The following is a 19,266-nucleotide window of genomic DNA, read 5'->3' as shown; positions in this document are numbered from 1 at the left end:
CCGAGACTCAGTCGTCGTCCCTCGCGTTGACCTTGCCGAGCATGGCCTTGGTGATGGTCTGGCGCAGCTCGGCCTCATCCGCCCAGGGGTCGGGGGCGGAAAGGCGCGCTTCCATGTCGGCAATGGTGAAGGCCTGCGCGGATGAGATGGTCGTCAGCTCGTCCCAGCCCACCGGCGTGGCAACCGGCGCGTTCTTCTTCGCCCGTGTCGAATAGGGCGCGATGGCGGTGGCGCCACGCTCGTTGCGCAGCCAGTCGATAAAGATGCGGCCGGTGCGCTTGGCCTTCGCGGCCTGGGCAACGTAGCGCTCCGGCGCCTCTGCGGCGACATGCCGGGCAAAGGCGCGGGCGAAAGCCTTGACCGTCGGCCACGCGGCCCGGCGCGCCAGCGGCGCGATGACATGGATGCCCTTGCCGCCCGTCAACAGCGGCACGGTCGTCAGACCGAGAGCAGCCAGCCGCTCGCGCAGATCGAAGGCGGCGGCGCGCACGGCGGCAAAGTCGAGCGCCTCGTCAGGGTCGAGATCGAAGACGAGCCGGTCCGGCTGCTGGAGTCGGTCGATGCGCGAGCCCCAGATGTGAAATTCGAGCGTTCCCATCTGCACGCCGGCCACGAGGCCGGCAAGGTCGTCGACATAGAGATAGATGCCGCGCTCGCCGTCGCTCTCGGTGATCTCATGGCGCCGGAACTGCCGTGCCACGGTCTTGTTGCCGTGCTTCTGGAAGAAGCACTGCGTGCCGGCCCCCTCGGGACAGCGCACGAGGCTGAGGAGTCGCCCGGTGACGAAAGGCAGGATGCGCCCGGCGACCCGCTCGTAGTGAGCCGCAAGGTCCGCTTTTGTGACACCCTGCCCGGCGAAGAGCACCTTATCGGGGTTGGACAGCTTCACGCCGGCGATGACATCCCGCGCTTCATGGTCCTGCATGGCGGTTGCCCCCGGAGTTTCCATCACCACCTCGCGCGCCGGCTTGTCCTCGCGGATGCCCTTGAGCACGCCATGGCGCACGACGCCCTCGCGCGTGAACTCGGCGAACCCCACCTCGACGACGATGTCCGGCCGCACGAAGCGCGCCTCGCGCGCAATGTCGCGCGGAAGCTCGACGAAGGGGGATGTCTTGCGGCCACGGCTGGCGAGCAGGCGCTCGAGCCGGGCCAGATGGTCCCCCTCGAAGGCGCCGACACGCCCCTTGTAGACGAGCCGACCTCCCTCGTTCACCCCGATGAGAAGCGAGGCGACGGTGCGGCCCTTCTTGTCGCTGGGCCGATAACCGCCGATGACAAACTCCTGCCGCGCCGCGCATTTCACCTTCAGCCAGCTGCGCCCGCGGCCGGAACGATAGGCGTCCTGCGCGCGCTTGGCCACGATGCCCTCGTGCCCCGCGGCGCACAGCCGCCGGTTCACCTCGGGCGCGTTGCCGACAACATGCGTCGAGTAGACAAGTGGCGGCCCGGCCTCGGCCAGCAGCTGGTGCAGCAGGTCCTTGCGTTCCACGAGCGGGCGCGAGCGGATATCCGCCCCGTCGAGCCACAGGAGGTCGAAGGCAAAAAACGCAAGCCCCTTGCCACCCGCCTGCAGCGCCGCCTGCAGGGTGGAGAAGTCGGTCCTGCCCTTGTCGTCGAAAGCAACGATCTCGCCGTCGATCAGCGCGCCCGACGTGTCCAGACGGCTGGCCGCCCGTGCGATTTCGCCGAAACGGTGGGTCCAGTCCTTGCCGTTGCGCGTATAGACTCGGCAGGCGCCGCGGCCTATGGCGACGAGGGCCCTGTAGCCGTCATACTTCATCTCCGCCAGCCATTGTCCGCCCTCGGGGGCGGCGTCGACCAGCGTGGCGAGCTGCGGCTCCACCCAGCGCGGCAGCGCGTGCTCGCCGCGTCGCCCCTTCGCCGCCTTTGGAGCCGCGGATTTTGCCGATGGCCGGCGGGCGCGCCGCTCGGGCGCCACATCCTCGGGGGCGATCGTGCGCCCGGCAGCGGCGATGTCCCTCATCGTGCGGCCGGATGCGACGCTGCGGGTATGCCGCGCCAGGATGTCGGCCGGGCGACGCCGGCCAGCCTGCCCTTCCCGGTGCTTGATCAGCAGCCAGTTCTCGCGCTTTTCACCCGGCTTCGGCGCCATGCGCACCAGCGCCCACTCGCCCTTCAGGCGCTCCCCGTTCAGGCGGAAGGTCAGCTTGCCGCGGCGCAGGCCCTTCTCGGGGTCCTCCACCGGCTCCCAGGTGCCGCGGTCCCACAGCATGACCGTGCCCGCGCCGTACTGCCCCTCGGGAATGACGCCCTCGAACTCGCCGTAGGCGAGCGGATGGTCCTCCGTCCGCACAGCAAGGCGCTTGTCGCCGGGGTCGAGGCTCGGCCCGCGCGTCACCGCCCAGCTCTTCAGGACGCCCTTCCATTCAAGGCGGAAATCGTAGTGGAGGCGGGTGGCGGCATGCTTCTGCACGACGAACAGCAGTCCCTCGCCACCCTGGGCCTCCCGGTCCGTGATGTCGGGCTCGGCGGTCCTGGTGAAGTCCCGCCGCTCTCTGTACTCCCGCAGGAGGTTCTGCGTCACGGCCATGGACCCCTCACGCCGACTTCCGGCGCCGCGAGGACGAGCCCGCCTTCGCCGCCGGCTTCTTCTGCGGCTGCTTCTTGCCAGACTTCTCGAGGCTCTGCTTGAGAGCCGACATCAGGTCGACGACATTGCCGCCGCGCGGCCGCGCCTCTTCCTCGGCCCGCACGCGCCGGGGCTTCCGCCCCTTGGCCTTTTCCTCGACGAGGTTGCGGATGGCCTCGGCATAACGGTCCTCGAAGGCGCTGGCGTCGAAGGGGCCGCTCTTGCGCTCGATGAGCTGCCTGGCAACGTCGAGCAGATCCTTCTCGGCGGGCTTGCTCGAGATCGAGGAAAAAAAGGGGTCCGTCTTGCGGATCTCCTCCTCGTAATGGAGCGTCTCCGCCATCAGGCCGCTGCCGCACGGACGCACGGCGACGAGATATTCCCGGCCGCGCATGGCGAGCTGGCCGAGCCCCGCCTTGCGGGTCTGCGCAAGCGCATCGCGCACAACGCGAAAGGCGTCCTCCGCCAATTCGTCGGTGGGGGCGAGGAAATAGGGCCGGTCGAAATAGAGTGGCGGGATCTCGCAGGCGTCGACGAAATGGACGAGTTCCAGCGTCTTCTTCGTCTCGAGGCGGATGGCGTCGATCTCATCCGGATCGATCAGCACGTATTCGTCGTCCTCCACCTCGTAGCCCTTCCAGATGTCGTCGTTCTTCACCGGCCCGACGCCGGGGACGACCTTCTGGTACTGCACCCGCTTGCCAGACGGCTTGTGTATCTGGCGGAAGGCAACGCGCGCCGACGAGTTCGTCGCCGAATACATCTCCACCGGGATGGAGACGAGCGACAGGCGCAGCTGCCCCTTCCAGACCGGGCGCTCGGCCATGGCGCGCTCCTCCGTTGATCCTTGCAAAATGGTCCATTGGCTCAACGGCCGGACGGGCCGGGTTGTTCCGTCCGGCAGTCTCCGCAGCTTGCCCCGTCCGCTCGGGACGCCGGCCGCATCGGGGCCGGCTCTCCGCTCCCGCCCATTTCTCCCGAAGGGCGGAACTATCGAGCGGGGCGGACATTGTCCCCTGTAGACGGGGATGGAAGGGGGGCCGGCCAAAAGCACAGCATTTGCGGAGGCATCACGCCATGCAGCCTGACCAAAGGCTCGAGAAAGGACACGCCTCGCACCAGGAACCCGGCTCCGAGATCGTCACGCTTATTCCAGCCCTGCGCGCCTTCGCGCGGACGTTCTGCCGGAACGCCACCGATGCCGACGACCTCGTTCAGGAGACGCTGACAAAGGCCCTGGCCAAGATCGAGCAGTTCGAGCCTGGCACCAGCCTCAAGTCCTGGCTCTTCACCATCATGCGCAACACCTTCTACACGCAGGCAAAGCTTGCCCGGCGCGAGGCCCCCGGCGCCAGCGACTGCGCCTCGACACGCCTTCGGGTCGACGCGACGCAGGAGTGGTCGACGCGGGGGCGCGAGCTCCGCGACGCCATCCAGCGCCTGCAGCCCCAGCATCGCGAGATCATCGTTCTCGTGGGCGTGCTCGGCCTCAGCTACGAGGAAGCGGGCGCGATCTGCGGCTGCGCGCTGGGCACGGTGAAGAGTCGCCTCAGCCGGGCACGGCTGCGGCTCCTTGAGGAGCTCGACGAGCGTTCGACATCGAGCTGCATCGAGCGGACGGAGACCTTCCCGACCGAATCCCTGCCCAAGACCGCCTCCGGTTGACGGCTCTTCAGGGCTCCACGTAGCTGCTGACGGAGAGGCGCACTGCCGCGCGGCTGCCCGGATCCTGCTCGAAGATCAGCGTGCCGCGCCGCGTCGAGCGCTGCGGCACGAAGTCGAAGCGCAGCTCCCGCGCCTCCTCGCCGGCGTCGCGGTGCAGCACCGCGCGCAACGTCACGTCCGCTGCAGTCTCATCTCCTTCGTTGGTCACGACCACCTGCATCTGGTATCCGGTGCCAACCCGCACCACATCGCCGGCCGTGATGGAGAAGTGCGGCGGCTGCCTGCCGGACGCGGTGCCGAGGCCGAGGAGATAGCCGAGCAGGACCACGACAATGACGAAGGCCACAGCGCCCACGGCCCATTCGAACCGTTTCCCGTGGCTCGCGGAGACGTCCCTGCGTTTTCGGCTGGCGTTCATGGCCGCCTCCTAGAGAATGAGCCGGGCGGCGGCTGCGCCGGCAGAAGACGGAAAGCCAAGCACGATCGTCGTGGCGATCACCTGTTCAAACGCCGCGTCGTCCAAGCGGCCGAACGTCCAGAGGACATAGAGGCTCATCGCCATTGCGATCACGTACCCGGGCAGCGTGAAGCGGATGAAGGCGCTCCACCAGGGCGTCTGTGGCGTCAGCTCTGTCCCGCCCCGGAAGCCCACGGCGAAGATGAAGCCGTGCATCACCATCAGCGAGAGCACAACGAGCGCCGCCGCATGCCAGGGCGTCATGCGGTGGGAGATGACGATCATTTCCTCCGTCGGCGCCACATTGAAACCGAGGAACAGCGCACCGACAGCCATGAGGAACATCTCGCCGCCATAGCTCTCCTGCCGCTTCCCCTCGTCCGGCCCGTCAGAGCCGAGCTGGCTGCGCGCCAGCAGGGCGCCGATGCTGGCCGGCACAACCTGAATGGCGATCTTTCCCGCAATCTCGCGGGCGGACATGCCGGGGCCGATGGCGCCGAAAGCGACGAGGCACACGGTGCTCGTCACCATGCTGATGCCGAGCGCGAAGAGCGCGTCGACCACGTCCTCCCACCAGCCACGGGTGGCCTCGAAACCGACCCGCCGTGACAGAAGAACGAGGAGTGGCAGGCAGAAGATGACCAGCAACACAAGGCGCAGCGGATCTATCGTGAAGCCCAGCCACCACATCTCCATGGTCATCAGCATCGGCATGGAGAAGATCAATGCACCGCCCAGCGCCCGGCCTGTGTCACGCAGAACCTTGCCGCGTCGTCGGGCGCGCGTTGCGTGTCCCAGGCCAGCCGTTTCCATAGCGATGCGCCGTCTCAGGCATGGCTGTCCGGCGGATCCGGACCTGCCCCCAACGGGATAACGCGCCGGTCTGCCTTTGGTTCGCGGTGCGGCGGCCGCTCCCTGCGCCCTCGGCTCAGGACCGGATGACGTCGTCGACGATGGTGTATTTCGCCAGCCGGCCGAGCTCGGGATCGTCGCCGCGATAGTGCACGACGGCCCCGTCCGGCACATGCGCGTCGCCGTAGCACTCGACGGTCCTGGCCCGCACGGCGAAGACGCGCGGGTCGGCGCGAAACAGGGCGAGCGCCGCAATCTCGGCTCCGGTCGCGCCGCCGGCGCGCCACGACTGTTCGAGAACGGCGAGCTGCTCATTCCCATCCGCCGCCGTGCCGAAGGCGATGTCATAGTTACGGCGCGAGGCGAAGAAGCCGCCGAGGTGGGCATCCGCCGCCCGGTCGAAGACGCGGGCCACCTCGACGCATCGCCGGGCCTTCTCATCCAGTGGATGGTCGAGGAGCGCGGCCATGCCTCCGCGCACGACATAGAGCGACGAGCCGCCATAGACCGTCTCGCCCGCGTTGTCTTGTGTCAGGCTCTGGATGCCGAAATAGGCCACCGTGAGCCCGGCTGCCCGCACCTCGCCCACGCTGGCGGTGTCGACATCCGAGAGGTTTTCCTCGAGCACCAGACCGTGGCGCACGTCGTGAAAGCCGAGGACAGCGGCAAGCGCCTGCCCGAACTCCTCCCGGGAGTGGACGACAACCTGCCCGCGCGCTCCCTCGGCTCGCACCGGCTTGAGGCGGACCGGCCCGCGCGCGAGGAGGCGACGGCCAGCCTCCTGCGCGTCAGCAGCGTTGAACACGGTGAGGCCGTCGAGCACCACCCCCTCCACGTCACGCGGAAAGGCAGGCAGCCACGAGGGCGGCGCCTCGGCCCGGTCCGACACGAGCGGATGGACGATGGCTTTCGTCGCCATGAACGGCTCGGCAACCCAACCGCCGAACAGGTCATCCTCTCCCGTGACCCGGAGGCGCTCGACCTCGTCGCGCCCGCACAGCGTGCGGCGGGGGAAATGATAGAGGCTGCCCGCCCCCACGCTGTCCTCCACCCGTCCCGCATAGTCAAGGTCGAGGGTGGCGGCGAGTATCCGCGCGAGCGACAGATGGCCCATCTCGGAATGGTCCCGCCCGCCGTGGCAACCATGGGTCACGAGAGCCTTCCGGGCGCGTGAGAAGCCGCTGTCCGTCACCATGCGCATCTCCGGCACTGTCCGAGATCGCAGGAACCGGACCGTCGACGCTTTGTTCCCGAGGTGCGCCCCGGAGCCCGGCCGCGGCATGCGGGCCGGTCAGGCAGCCCTCAGCTGCGCGAGGATGCGGGCCGTCTCGCCCTTGAAACTGTCCGCCTGCGCCAGAAGCGCCCGGGACGCCTCCACCACCTCCTGTGCCAGACGCCCGGCTGCCTCGGCATCGGCCATGAGCAGCCCGAGCTCGTCCTTGGCGCGATGTACGCCGTCGCTGGCCCGGCCGGTATGGGTGCCGATCTCCGCCGCGCCGGCGCTCTGCTGCTCGACGGCCGAGAAGATCGACGCCGAGGCGAGATTGATGCCCTCGATGCTGGCACTCACGGCGCCGATGTCCTCCACGGCGCGGTCAACCACCGCCTGGATGTCGCGGATGTGGCCGGCGATGTCCTCGGTGGCGCGAGCCGTCTGCTGGGCAAGCTGCTTGACCTCGGACGCGACGACGGCAAAGCCCCGTCCCGCCTCGCCCGCGCGGGCCGCCTCGATGGTGGCGTTGAGCGCCAGCAGGTTCGTCTGCTTGGCCACCGCCTCGATGACGCCGAGGATCTCGCCGATGCGCCGGGCGGCCTCCGAAAGTGCACCGACCGTCTCGCGCGTGCGGCCGGCCTGGCTGCTCGCCTCGTTGGCCGACTGCGCGGCCTCGCCGGCACGCCGCGCCACCTCGGCAATGGCCTGCCGCAGGACGTCCGCCGCCTGGCTCACCGCCGACGCACCGGCGCCGGCGTCATCGACCACGGCGGAAGCCTGGTGCGAGCGCCGGCTCGCCTGTTCGGCAGCCGCCTGCAGCTTGCCGACCATGGTCTCCACGTTCCGCGAGGCTGCGGCGACAGCCTCGACGACACTTGATGCAAGATGTTCGAATTCCTCCACAATCGCCTGACGCTGCGCCGTTTCGTCCTCCTTCCGGCGTGCCTCCATGGCGGCCGTGCACTGGTCGAGATCGAACATCGCCGCCTTGATCAGCGCATCCAGCGCAAGGTCGAGATTGGCCCCGAGGCTGTTGTGGCCCCAGATATGGCGCGAGCGCAGGATGGCCCGGGTGACGGAGCGCGTGAGGGCGCTCGTGGTGCGGGCGTAGCCGCCAAGGCACAGGCGCGGGCACAGCCCGAGGCTGGCGTACATCTCCGCCACCGCCTTGACGGACTGGCGATAGCCCTCGTCGAAGCGCGCATCACAGACGCGCAGCCAGTGCGCCAGCAGCACGGTGCGGACGTTGCGGCGCACGTCCTTGCGCGCGAAGAGGTCACCAGCCACGCCGCTGGCACCCAGATGATCGACGAGATCGTCGAGGATCGCCGGAAGCTCTTCCGCAACCACGGGCTTGAGCTGACGCAGCCTCTCGCGGTCCCTGCGATCAAAGCCGACGAGGGCGATTTCGTCCTCCAGCTTCTGGCGGGCAGCTTGCCCGGCCGTGCGCTTCAGTGCCCGATCCGCGTCCATTCTCAGACGTTTCGCCCCAAGCTGTCACCCGGCGCGCCCGAACGCCTCCATCAGGCACGCAACAAGAGCCCGCCGGGCAGGCCGACGGGAGTGAAGCCGCATCGCGGAGGAAACTGCAGGGCGAAGCTTGCCCGAAGCCTGCCGGAAGAAGGTCGTCAGGCCAGCGTCTCGAGCAGGCGCTGCATCAGCCTGGCGCGCGGCGCGAGCGAGGAGATGAGGCCGTATTCCTGCAGCGTGTGCGCTCCGTCGCCGTCGATGCCGAGGCCATCGAGGGTCGGCACACCGAGCGCGGCGGTGAAGTTGCCGTCGCTGCCGCCGCCGGTCATCGGCGAATCGACGAGCTCGAAGCCGATGTCGGCGGCGAGCTGCTGCGCATGGGCGAGCAGCCGGGCGATCTCGTCAGTCTTCACATAGGCCGGGCGGTTCATGCCGCCGGTGACCGTGAGCTTCACGTCCGGATCATAGGGCTTCAGGGACAGGATTTTCTCGCCGGCCGCGACGCCGTCGGCTTCGTTGATGACCCTGAGATCGACGGAGAAATAGGTGAAGTGCGGAATGACGTTGGCCGCCGTGCCGCCAGAGACGAGCCCGACCGTGGTCGTGATGCCGCGTCCGTAATCGGTCATCGCCTCGATATCGAGGATCTGCCGCGCCGCCTCGCGGATGGCGCTGCGGCCGAGCTGGTGGCTGGTGCCCGAATGGGCCGGCCGCCCCTCGACGCGCACGTCGAAGCGCCCCACCCCCTTGCGGGCGGTGACGATCTTGCCGCCGTCGCGCGCCGGCTCCGTCACCAGCGCATAGGATGCCCGGCGGCCCTCGTCCTCGATGATCTCGCGCGTCGTCGGGCTGCCGATCTCCTCGTCGGGCGTGAACAGGAAGGTGATCGGCAGCTGCGCCGATCCCGCCACGGCCACGCGCTTGAAGGCCTCGAGCGCCAGATAGGCACCACCCTTCATGTCATAGACGCCAGGCCCGTAGAGCCTGTCCCCGTCGCGGCGCAGCGGCAAAGGCCCGTCGATGGTGCCCTTCGGGTGGACGGTGTCGACATGCGACATGACGAGGATACCCTTGGCATCCGTGCGAGGGCCGGCACGCATGACGAGCGTGTCGCCGAGCCCCTGCCTGCCGGGCAGCCGCTCGACCGCGATCGGCAGCCCCTCGACCTCGGCGGCGACGAGGTCGATCATGCGGTTGATCGCAGCAGCATCCCGGGTCGGGCTCTCCTCCAGTACCCAGCGCGACAGGCCCGCCACCATCGCATCCGTGTCGAACTCGCTCGTCATCGCCGTCCCCAGCCCCACACGATACGGGCGACGGATGCCTCCGTCGCCCGAACTTCCGTGGAATCCTTGCTATCAGAACGGGATATCGTCGTCGAGATCGCCCGCGTAGCCGCCACCGCCGCCCGATGCCGCCGGCCTGCGCTCCATCGGCGAGGCGCGGCCGAAGTCTGAGCCGCGCGAGCCGCCGAAGCCACCCTCGTCGTCAACGATTTCGCCGCCGCCACCACGGCTGTCGAGGATGGTAAGCTCGCCGCGGTAGGGGCGAAGCACGACCTCGGTGAAATAGCGCTCGGCACCCGAGGCGTCCGTCGCCTTGCGGGTCTCGAGCTGGCCCTCGATGTAAACCTTCGAGCCCTTCTTGAGATACTGCTCGGCCACGCGCAGCAGGTTCTCGTTGAAGATGACGACCGAGTGCCATTCGGTCTTCTCGCGCCGCTCGCCGGTCGCCTTGTCGCGCCAGGTCTCGGATGTCGCGACGCGCAGGTTGCAGACACGGCCGCCGTTCTGGAACGTGCGCACTTCCGGGTCGCGTCCCAGATTGCCGATGAGGATCACCTTGTTGACGCTGCCGGCCATACCTGCACCTCCGATCTTCTCTCCACCGACCATAAACCAGAGCCGACCCGACGCCTGATAGCGCCGGACGGTCCCCACGGCGGCTTGTCCACAGTTGCATGCCCAGTTGTTCTTGGTATGTTCTTACCGCTCCGACTCGCGGCGCGCAAGCTGCCCGTTACGACGGCGCCGGCCGGGCCGCGGCGGCCGCGCCCGCCGGCGGCGATCTGCTCCAGTGGGCAATTGGCGCAAGGCGCACTATATCGGGTTGGCTCACGGGTCCGACTGTCGTTTCCAGGGATGTGGCGGCGCACTCCCCTGAGGACGGCTTCAGGGACCCCGCACGTGATGCGGTGACAGCAGCTTTTCCTGCGGCGTCGAGGCTTCGGCGCAGCTCAGCCGGTTTGTGGACCCATGGCTTCCATCGACGATCTCTTCGACCATGCCGCGGAGGCGGCCGCCACCCGCACCATCACGATCCGCGGGGCGCGCGAGCATAACCTCAAGAACGTCGACCTCACCATTCCGCGCGACAAGCTCGTCGTCTTCACGGGCCTGTCCGGCTCCGGCAAGTCGTCGCTCGCCTTCGACACGATCTACGCCGAGGGCCAGCGCCGCTACGTGGAATCCCTGTCGGCCTATGCCCGCCAGTTCCTGGAGATGATGCAGAAGCCGGACGTCGACCAGATCGACGGCCTTTCGCCGGCCATCTCCATCGAGCAGAAGACGACCTCAAAGAACCCGCGTTCCACTGTCGGCACTGTCACCGAGATCTACGACTACATGCGCCTGTTGTGGGCGCGCGTGGGCGTGCCCTACTCCCCGGCCACCGGCCTGCCGATCGAGAGCCAGACGGTGAGCCAGATGGTCGACCGGGTGCTCGCACTGCCGGAGAAGACCCGCCTCTACCTCCTCGCCCCCGTCGTGCGCGGGCGCAAGGGCGAGTACCGCAAGGAGCTCGCCGATTTCATGAAGCGCGGCTTCCAGCGCGTGAAGATCGACGGCGAGTTCTACGAGATTGCCGAGGCGCCGACCCTCGACAAAAAGCTCAAGCACGACATCGACGTGGTGGTCGATCGCCTCGTGGTGCGCCGTGACATCGCAGCGCGCCTGTCGGAGTCGCTCGAGACCGCACTCGAGCTCGCGGACGGCATCGCCGTGATGGAATTCGCCGACGAGAAGGACGAAAAGGGCCAACCCAGGCGCCTCGTCTTCTCCTCCCGTTTCGCCTGCCCCGTCTCGGGCTTCACCATCCCCGAAATCGAGCCGCGGCTCTTCTCCTTCAACAACCCGTTCGGCGCCTGCCCGGTCTGCGGTGGCATCGGCCACGAGATGCAGATTGACCCCGACCTCGTCGTGCCGGACAGACGGCTGACGCTGCGCGGCGGCGCCATCGCGCCGTGGGCGAAGTCCACCTCGCCCTACTATGGCCAGACGCTCGAGGCGCTGGCGAAGCACTTCGGCTTCTCCCTCACCGTGCCCTGGGAGGAGCTGCCCCAGAAGGCGCGCGACGTTATCCTCTACGGCACGGGCGACGAGGCCGTGCGTTTCGCCTATGACGACGGCCTGCGCTCCTACGAGGTGAGGAAGCCTTTCGAGGGCGTCGTCAACAACCTCGAGCGCCGCTGGAAGGAGACGGAGAGCGACTGGGCGCGCGAGGAGATCGGCCGCTTCATGTCGGAGACGCCCTGCGGCGCCTGCGGGGGGCACCGCCTCAAGCCCGAGGCCCTGGCGGTGAAGATCGACGGGCTGCACATCGGCGAGGTGGCGCAGATGTCCGTCGCCGACGCACGCAAGTGGTTCGAGGCCCTGCCCGGCAAGCTGACCGACAAGCAGAACGAGATCGCCGGACGCATCCTCAAGGAAATTCGCGAGCGCCTGACCTTCCTGCTCGACGTCGGCCTCGACTATCTGACCCTCTCCCGCAACTCGGGCTCGCTGTCGGGCGGCGAGAGCCAGCGCATCCGACTCGCCTCGCAGATCGGCTCCGGCCTGACGGGCGTGCTCTATGTGCTCGACGAGCCCTCCATCGGCCTGCACCAGCGCGACAACGAGCGGCTCCTCGCCACGCTGCGCCGCCTGCGCGACCTCGGCAATTCCGTCATCGTCGTCGAGCATGACGAGGACGCGATCCTGTCGGCGGATCATGTGGTGGACGTGGGGCCCGGCGCCGGCATACACGGCGGGCAGATCGTCGCCCAGGGCACGCCCGAGGAGATCATCGCCAACCCCAACTCGCTGACAGGGCAGTATCTGAGCGGGCGTCTGTCCGTGCCTGTGCCGGAGAAGCGGCGCAAGCCGCAGAAGAGCCGGATGCTCCGGCTCGTCGGCGCCCGCGGGAACAACCTCAAGAACGTGACGGTGAACGTGCCTCTGGGCCTCTTCACCTGCGTCACAGGCGTGTCCGGCGGCGGCAAGTCCACCCTCGTCATCGACACGCTCTACAAGGCAGTGGCGCGACGCCTCAACGGCGCCATCGAGCATCCCGCCCCCTTCGATGCCATCGAGGGGCTGGAGCATCTCGACAAGGTCATCGACATCGACCAGTCGCCCATCGGCCGCACACCGCGCTCGAACCCGGCGACCTACACCGGCGCCTTCACGCCGATCCGCGAGTGGTTCGCGGGATTGCCCGAGGCAAAGGCGCGCGGCTACCAGCCGGGGCGCTTCTCCTTCAATGTCAAGGGCGGGCGCTGCGAAGCCTGCCAGGGCGACGGCGTCATCAAGATCGAGATGCACTTCCTGCCCGACGTCTACGTCACCTGCGACGTGTGCAAGGGCAAGCGCTACGACCGCGAGACGCTGGAGGTAAAGTACCGCGAGAAGTCCATCGCCGACGTGCTCGACATGACCGTCGAGGAGGCGAAGGAACTGTTCAAGGCGGTACCCGCCATCCGGGACAAGATGGAGACGCTGGCCCGCGTGGGGCTCGACTATGTCAAGGTCGGCCAGCAGGCCACGACCCTGTCGGGCGGCGAGGCCCAGCGTGTCAAGCTGGCCAAGGAACTATCGAAGCGCGCCACCGGCCGCACGCTCTACATCCTCGACGAGCCGACGACGGGCCTGCACTTCCACGACGTGGCCAAGCTGCTCGAGGTGCTGCACGAGCTCGTTGACCAGGGCAATACCGTCGTTGTCATCGAGCACAACCTCGAGGTCATCAAGACGGCCGACTGGGTGATCGACATGGGCCCGGAGGGTGGCGACGGCGGCGGTACCATCGTGGCCGAAGGCCCGCCCGAGACGATCTGCAAGGTGCCTGCAAGCCACACCGGACGCTTCCTTGCCGAGGTCCTGGCGCGGCGCCCCCTTCGCAACCGCAAACAGGCCGCGGAATAGACCTGGAGCGCCCTTTTGCCCACATCGGGAGCATAACGGTGCCCGAATTGTGGCACGACTGCCGCCGTGTTATGCAGGTGACGCGGGGCTGACATACAAACTTGCCTCTCCTCAATGTGCGTTGCCGCACTTATATGCTGCACCGCAACAACTAGTGTGTGTCCGGTTCGGCGCAACGAGCATGTTGCGACCGCAAGAACAGGAGAGAGCCCCATGTTCGTTTCTTACATCCTTGCCAGGATCAAGGCGTACCTTCGCTACCGCGAGACCGTCCGTGAGCTGTCGCGTCTGACCGACCGGGAGCTCAACGACCTCGGCATCTCGCGCTGGGACATTCCCTTCGTCGCGAAGAAGCACGCTGCCGTCTGAGGGTGAGCGCTGCGGCTTCTCCGCCCGCTGCGCCATCCACCGGACTGTTTGCTCGGAACGCCCGCCGCCAGCGGGCGTTCGTGTTTTCCGGGTCTGCCCCCGGCGCGCCTTGACGCGGGCCCGGCCTGCGGACACATAGGCGGCATGACCAAGATCGCACCTGTCCATGTCGTCGGCGGCGGCCTCGCCGGCTCGGAGGCCGCCTGGCAGCTCGCCTCGCGCGGCGTGCCCGTCATCCTGCACGAGATGCGCCCCGTGCGCATGACGCCGGCCCACAAGACCGAGGGCCTGGCGGAGCTCGTCTGCTCCAATTCCTTCCGCTCCGACGACGCCGAAAGCAACGCCGTCGGCCTGCTGCACCAGGAGATGCGGGCGCTCGGCTCCCTCATCATGGCCAAGGGCGATGCCCACCAGGTGCCGGCGGGCGGCGCGCTCGCCGTCGACCGTGACGGATTCTCCGCCGCCGTCAGCGAGGCGCTCTCCACGCATCCGCTCATCACCATCGTGCGCGAGGAAGTCGCCGGCCTGCCGCCGGCGGACTGGGACAGCGTCATCATCGCCACCGGCCCCCTCACCTCACCCGCGCTCGCCGAGGCCGTGCGCAGCCTCACCGGCGAGGGCGAGCTCGCCTTCTTCGATGCGATCGCCCCCATCGTCTATCGCGACAGCATCGACATGTCGGTCGCCTGGGCGCAGTCGCGCTACGACAAGGCCGGCCCCGGCGGCACCGGCGCCGACTACCTCAACTGCCCCATGACGCGGGAGCAGTACGAGGCTTTCGTCGATGCGCTTCTCGCCGGCGAGAAGACCGCGTTCCGCGAGTGGGAGAAGGACACGCCCTATTTCGACGGCTGCCTGCCTATCGAGGTGATGGCCGAGCGCGGCCGCGAGACGCTGCGCTATGGTCCCATGAAGCCGGTGGGCCTCACCAACCCGCACAAGCCCGACGAGCGCCCCTACGCGGTGGTGCAGCTGCGGCAGGACAATGCCCTCGGCACGCTGTTCAACATGGTCGGTTTCCAGACCAAGCTGAAGTACTCTGAGCAGGTCCGCATCTTCCGCATGATTCCGGGGCTGGAGAATGCGGAGTTCGCCCGCCTCGGCGGCCTGCACCGCAACACCTTCATCAACTCGCCCCGCCTGCTTGACGGCACCCTGCGCCTCAGGGCCGAACCGCGCCTTCGCTTCGCCGGCCAGATCACCGGCTGCGAGGGCTATGTGGAAAGTGCCGCCATAGGCCTTCTCGCCGGGCGCTTCGCGGCGGCCGAGCGACTCGGCGAGCCGCTCACGCCGCCGCCGGCGACGACAGCACTCGGTGCGCTGCTCAACCACATCACGGGCGGCCACATCAGCACCATCGACGGCGGCCCGCAGTCCTACCAGCCGATGAACATCAACTTCGGCCTCTTCCCGCCGCTCGAAGCGGAGCCGAAGGGGGCGGACGGTCGCCGGCTGCGCGGCAAGGACAAGGCACTCGCCAAGAAAAAGGCCCTCACCGACCGTGCGCGGGCAGACCTCGCCGCCTGGCTCGAGGGGCAGGCCCGCCACGCCGCGGAATAGGGACTGCCTGCGTTCAGAGCCGCCGCGCGAGGCGCCACAGCGCCCACTGACGGCGCCACTGTGCCACCTCCACAACGTCGCAGAAGGGATCGTAGCGCCGCTTCATCCGCGCAAGGTAGGGAGCGACGATGGCCAGCGGCAGGAAGGCGGGGCGCACAACTGCCGGAGTCTCGGCGATGAAGGCGAGTGCCTTCCGCCGGTGGTCCTCGGCGATGGCGCGCATCTCGGCCAGCACGGGGGCGAGTCGCGCCGCCTCTTCCCTCGACAGCGCCTCCTCGCGCGAAAGTCCATGGCGCGAGAGAATATCCGCCGGCAGGTAGAGCTGGCCGCGCGCCGCATGCCACGGGAAGGCGCGCAGCAGCATGGTGATGCCATAGGCGACGCCGGCATGTCCCGCCGCATCGGCCGGCCCGACCTCACCGCTGTCGGCGAGGATCAGGGATGCCAGGCGGAACAGCGCCGAGGCAGTCTCGCCGCAATAGCCCTCGAGATCGACGAGGCTCGGCATCGGATCTTCGTAGAGATCGAAGCTGCGCGCATCGATGAGCGCCATGAGCGCCCCGACGGGCAGGCCAAAACGGGTGACGGTCTCCCGCAGCGCAGCAGCGACCGGATGGCCCAGCGCGTCACCACGCGCCCTTCCCTCGAGCTCGTCGCGCCACCATTGCAGACGCACCTCGCCCGGCATCGGGTCGCTCACCACCTCCCGCACGCGAGCGATCTCCAGATTGAACGCATAGAGCGCGTGCAGATAGGGCCGCTTCTCGGCCGGCGCGAACAGGGTGGCGAAGAAACGGTCCGGGTCGTGACGGCGCACCTCGCCGGCGCAATAGGCAAAGGCGTCTGTATTCGGCCCGGCGGCGTCGTTCACGGCAGCTCCCTTTCCGTGCTGCGCGACGGGTTACGCGACGGCGATGAGCGCCGCGGCGACCTTGCGCCCCTCGGCGACCAGCACGTTGTAGGTGCGGGCGGCCGCGCCAGTCGGCATCACCTCGACGGCGATGCGCAGCTCGCGCAGGTGCCAGCGCAAGTGCTCGCCCAGCGGCACAAGTTCCGTACCGGTGCCGACGATCAGCAGCTCGATGTCGTCGGCCTCCGCCCGCACCGGGAGGAAATCGGCGGGGCCGAGGTTCTGCGCCGACGTCGCCTCCCAGGCCTTGATCCCCGATGGCAGCGCCAGGATCGAGCCCTTGTGCGACATGTCGGCGAAGCGAAAGCCGCCGTTGCCGTAGGCGTCGATCTGGTGACGTCCCGGTACGAAGCCGTCATAGCGCGGTCCGGCCATCACCATCCTCCCGCTCAGGGAGCCGAGCGCTGCGCCGCCGCCTGCGCCTTCTCACCGGCCTCGCTCTCGCTGCCCATCTGCGCGCCGAGGTAGATGAGCACCGGGGCGGCGATAAAGATCGACGAATAGGTGCCGATGACGACGCCGAAGATCATCGCATACGAGAAGCTCTCGATCACCGTGCCACCATAGATGGCGAGGGCGAGCAGCGCGAGAAAGGTCGTCACGGACGTCATCACGGTGCGCGACAGGGTCGAGTTGATGGCAACGTCGATCATGTCCGCGATCGAAAGGCGCTTGTACTTGCGCATCATCTCGCGGATGCGGTCGTACACGACGACGGTGTCGTTCAGCGAATAGCCGACGATGGTGAGGATGGCCGCGATCGAGGTCATGTTGAACTCGATCTGCGTCAGCGCGAAGAAGCCGATGGTCAGGACGAGATCGTGCAGGGTCGCGATGACGGCGCCGACGGCGAACTGCCACTCGAAGCGGAACCACAGGTAGATGAGCACGCCGATGACAGCCACGACGACGCCGAGCGTGCCCGACTGGACGAGCTCGCCCGACACGCGCGGACCGACCACCTCGATGCGGCGGAAGTCGTAGTCGGTCTCGAACGCACCGCGCGCTGCGCTGACCAGCGACTGCTGGGCCTGCTCGCTGTCTCCCTGCAGGCCGAAGCGCATGAGCACCTGGTCGGGCCCGCCGAAGGTCTGCACCTCGACATCGCCGAAGCCGAGCGAGCCGGCCTTCGCGCGGATCGCGGCAAGATCGGCCTCCCCGCTCTTGGCCTGCAGCTCGATGAGCGTACCGCCGCGGAAGTCGATGCCGAAGTTCATGCCGACGGTGAAGAACAGGACGACCGTCAGGATGGACAGAATCGCGGACAGCGGAAAGCTGACCCGGCGATACTGCATGAAGCCGAATTTGGTATCGTCCGGGACAAGGCGCAGAAGACGCATGGTTTCGTCACTCGCTGCAGCAGATCAAAGCGGGATCGTCGTGGGACGCACGGTGCGGAACCACAGCGCCGTCATCAGCCGCGTCAGGGTGAATGCCGTGAAGACCGTCGTCACGATGCCAATCGACAGCGTGACGGCGAAGCCGCGCACCGGCCCCGATCCGAGCAGGAACAGAACGACGCCCGCGATCAGCGTGGTGATGTTGGAGTCTATGATGGTGGACAGCGCCCGGCTGAAACCGGCGTCGAGGGCCGAGATCACCGAGCGTCCCGCTCGCTTCTCCTCGCGGATGCGTTCGTAGATCAGCACGTTCGAGTCCACCGCCATGCCCACCGTCAGCACGATGCCGGCGATGCCGGGCAGCGTCAGCGTGGCTCCGAGGGCAGACAGAAGGCCGATGATCATGATGACGTTGATAAGCACGGCAAGGTCGGCGATGAGGCCGAAGATGCCGTAGCTCGCGATCAAGAAGACCGCGACGAGCACGGTGCCGACGATGGCGGCCATCTTGCCGGCCTCGATGGAGTCCTGGCCGAGGCCAGGGCCGACCGTGCGCTCCTCAACAATGGTGAGCTTGGCCGGCAGCGCGCCAGCGCGCAGCAGGATGGCGAGGTTGTTCGCCTGCTCCACCGTGAAGTTGCCCGAGATCTGGCCCGAGCCGCCGGTGATGGGCTGCAGGATGCGCGGCGCCGAGATGACCTCGTTGTCGAGCACGATGGCGAGCGGACGGCCGACGTTCTCGCTCGTTGCCTGGCCGAAGCGCTGGGCACCGCGCACATTGAAGCGGAAGTTGACAATGGGCTCGCCCGTCCGCTGGTCGAAGGCCGGCTGTGCGTCGGTGAGGTCTTCGCCCTCGACGATGACGCGGCGCTCGACGGGCATCATCTGCCCCCCGCTGTCGCGCGAGGGCATCATCTCCACGTCGGAAGGATTGGCGCCGGCATCAGCCACGAAACGGAACTGGAGCTTGGCGGTGCGGCCGAGAATCTCCTTGAGGCGCTGCGGATCCTGCAGACCCGGCACCTGCACCAGGATGCGGTCCGCGCCCTGGCGCTGGATGTTCGGCTCCGTCGTGCCGAGCGCGTCGACGCGGCGACGCAGCACCTCGATGGCCTGGTCGACGGCGCGGCGCACCCGCTCGTCGATGCCCGCCTGGCTCAGCGTGAGCTGGACGGTGTCCCCGTTCGTCGTGATGTCGATGTTGCGCTCGCCCGTCTGGCCGAGGATGGCGTTGCCGATGGGCTGCGACAGCTCCCGAAGCCGTGGCAGCACCTTGTCGCGGTCGGCCTCGCTGGCGAAGCGCAGCTGCACGCCGCGCGGCATCGCTACGATGCCGCCCTGCGGCGCAACGCGCGTCTCGCGCAGGATCCGCCTCACATCGTCACGCAGGGTCGCCACCTGCGACCGCACCAGATCGTTCGAATCGACCTCGAGCAGCACGTGCGAGCCGCCCTGCAGGTCGAGGCCGAGCACCACGGCCTGCGTCGGCACGAGCCACGACGGCACCCAGCCCGGAATGGCCTCGCGAAGGGCGTTGCGGGTATCAGGCGCCATCAGGTTCGGTACTGCCAGAAGGCAGACGAACACCGTGACGGCGAGCATGAGGACGACCTTGGTGGTCGAGAAGCGCAGCATGGGACAGCCTTGACGCAGGGCG

General features: G+C 68.1%; 16 protein-coding genes. 4 read left to right on the top strand and 12 right to left on the bottom strand.

What is annotated here, in order from left to right:
- Positions 1–7 precede the first annotated feature (7 nt).
- Positions 8–2,554 carry a DNA ligase D gene (gene ligD / locus HNQ73_RS02110; protein WP_183331750.1) on the bottom strand — a complete coding sequence of 849 codons (2,547 nt, stop codon included), beginning with the start codon at positions 2,552–2,554 and terminating at the stop codon, positions 8–10.
- A gap of 7 nt (positions 2,555–2,561) precedes the next feature.
- Positions 2,562–3,419 (bottom strand): non-homologous end joining protein Ku, encoded by an 858-nt coding sequence (ku, locus tag HNQ73_RS02105; protein ID WP_183331748.1) that lies wholly within the window; start codon positions 3,417–3,419, stop codon positions 2,562–2,564.
- Between the two features lie 251 nt (positions 3,420–3,670).
- On the opposite strand from ku, the gene HNQ73_RS02100 reads away from it, so the two are divergent.
- Entirely contained in the window at positions 3,671–4,258 is a 588-nt protein-coding gene (locus tag HNQ73_RS02100) for a sigma-70 family RNA polymerase sigma factor (RefSeq protein WP_183331746.1), read from the top strand.
- 7 nt (positions 4,259–4,265) lie between these two features.
- On the opposite strand, the gene HNQ73_RS02095 is transcribed toward HNQ73_RS02100, so the two are convergent.
- The 6 genes from HNQ73_RS02095 to ssb all read right to left on the bottom strand — a co-directional run bounded on the left by HNQ73_RS02095 (position 4,266) and on the right by ssb (position 10,112).
- Positions 4,266–4,676, bottom strand: coding sequence for a hypothetical protein (locus HNQ73_RS02095; protein WP_183331743.1), 411 nt, complete (start codon positions 4,674–4,676; stop codon positions 4,266–4,268).
- A gap of 9 nt (positions 4,677–4,685) precedes the next feature.
- Positions 4,686–5,528, bottom strand: a complete 843-nt coding sequence (locus tag HNQ73_RS02090) for a TIGR02587 family membrane protein (RefSeq protein ID WP_183331741.1) — start codon at positions 5,526–5,528, stop codon at positions 4,686–4,688.
- 115 nt (positions 5,529–5,643) lie between these two features.
- Positions 5,644–6,762, bottom strand: a complete 1,119-nt coding sequence (locus tag HNQ73_RS02085; protein WP_183331739.1) for a DUF3182 family protein — start codon at positions 6,760–6,762, stop codon at positions 5,644–5,646.
- Positions 6,763–6,858: 96 nt separating this feature from the next.
- Positions 6,859–8,253, bottom strand: coding sequence for a globin-coupled sensor protein (locus HNQ73_RS02080; RefSeq protein ID WP_183331737.1), 1,395 nt, complete (start codon positions 8,251–8,253; stop codon positions 6,859–6,861).
- A gap of 155 nt (positions 8,254–8,408) precedes the next feature.
- Positions 8,409–9,536 (bottom strand): M20 family metallopeptidase, encoded by a 1,128-nt coding sequence (locus HNQ73_RS02075; RefSeq protein WP_183331735.1) that lies wholly within the window; start codon positions 9,534–9,536, stop codon positions 8,409–8,411.
- A gap of 72 nt (positions 9,537–9,608) precedes the next feature.
- Positions 9,609–10,112, bottom strand: coding sequence for a single-stranded DNA-binding protein (gene ssb, locus HNQ73_RS02070; protein ID WP_183331733.1), 504 nt, complete (start codon positions 10,110–10,112; stop codon positions 9,609–9,611).
- Positions 10,113–10,505: 393 nt separating this feature from the next.
- On the opposite strand from ssb, the gene uvrA reads away from it, so the two are divergent.
- The 3 genes from uvrA to trmFO all read left to right on the top strand — a co-directional run bounded on the left by uvrA (position 10,506) and on the right by trmFO (position 15,359).
- Entirely contained in the window at positions 10,506–13,430 is a 2,925-nt protein-coding gene (gene uvrA / locus HNQ73_RS02065; RefSeq protein ID WP_183331731.1) for an excinuclease ABC subunit UvrA, read from the top strand.
- Between the two features lie 213 nt (positions 13,431–13,643).
- Positions 13,644–13,799 (top strand): DUF1127 domain-containing protein, encoded by a 156-nt coding sequence (locus HNQ73_RS02060; RefSeq protein WP_183331729.1) that lies wholly within the window; start codon positions 13,644–13,646, stop codon positions 13,797–13,799.
- 144 nt (positions 13,800–13,943) lie between these two features.
- The gene (trmFO, locus tag HNQ73_RS02055; RefSeq protein WP_183331727.1) at positions 13,944–15,359 is read left to right on the top strand and encodes a methylenetetrahydrofolate--tRNA-(uracil(54)-C(5))-methyltransferase (FADH(2)-oxidizing) TrmFO; all 1,416 of its coding nucleotides are present in this window, start codon (positions 13,944–13,946) and stop codon (positions 15,357–15,359) included.
- Between the two features lie 13 nt (positions 15,360–15,372).
- Here the strand turns inward: trmFO and HNQ73_RS02050 are convergent, their stop codons facing one another.
- The 4 genes from HNQ73_RS02050 to secD are packed head-to-tail and all read right to left on the bottom strand — an operon-like array spanning position 15,373 to position 19,244.
- Complete coding sequence (locus tag HNQ73_RS02050; protein ID WP_183331726.1) at positions 15,373–16,230, bottom strand: phytoene/squalene synthase family protein; 858 nt, start codon at positions 16,228–16,230, stop codon at positions 15,373–15,375.
- A gap of 30 nt (positions 16,231–16,260) precedes the next feature.
- The gene (locus tag HNQ73_RS02045; protein WP_183331724.1) at positions 16,261–16,644 is read right to left on the bottom strand and encodes an Mth938-like domain-containing protein; all 384 of its coding nucleotides are present in this window, start codon (positions 16,642–16,644) and stop codon (positions 16,261–16,263) included.
- A 14-nt stretch (positions 16,645–16,658) separates the two neighbouring features.
- The gene (gene secF / locus HNQ73_RS02040; RefSeq protein ID WP_183331722.1) at positions 16,659–17,609 is read right to left on the bottom strand and encodes a protein translocase subunit SecF; all 951 of its coding nucleotides are present in this window, start codon (positions 17,607–17,609) and stop codon (positions 16,659–16,661) included.
- A gap of 24 nt (positions 17,610–17,633) precedes the next feature.
- Entirely contained in the window at positions 17,634–19,244 is a 1,611-nt protein-coding gene (gene secD, locus HNQ73_RS02035) for a protein translocase subunit SecD (RefSeq protein WP_183331720.1), read from the bottom strand.
- Positions 19,245–19,266 lie beyond the last annotated feature (22 nt).

Origin of the sequence: Chelatococcus composti, from assembly GCF_014201415.1 — a bacterium.
Taxonomy (GTDB): domain Bacteria; phylum Pseudomonadota; class Alphaproteobacteria; order Rhizobiales; family Beijerinckiaceae; genus Chelatococcus_A; species Chelatococcus_A composti.
The sequence above is the reverse complement of the archived record's forward strand: the minus strand, read 5'-3'. Positions and strand labels throughout refer to the sequence as shown.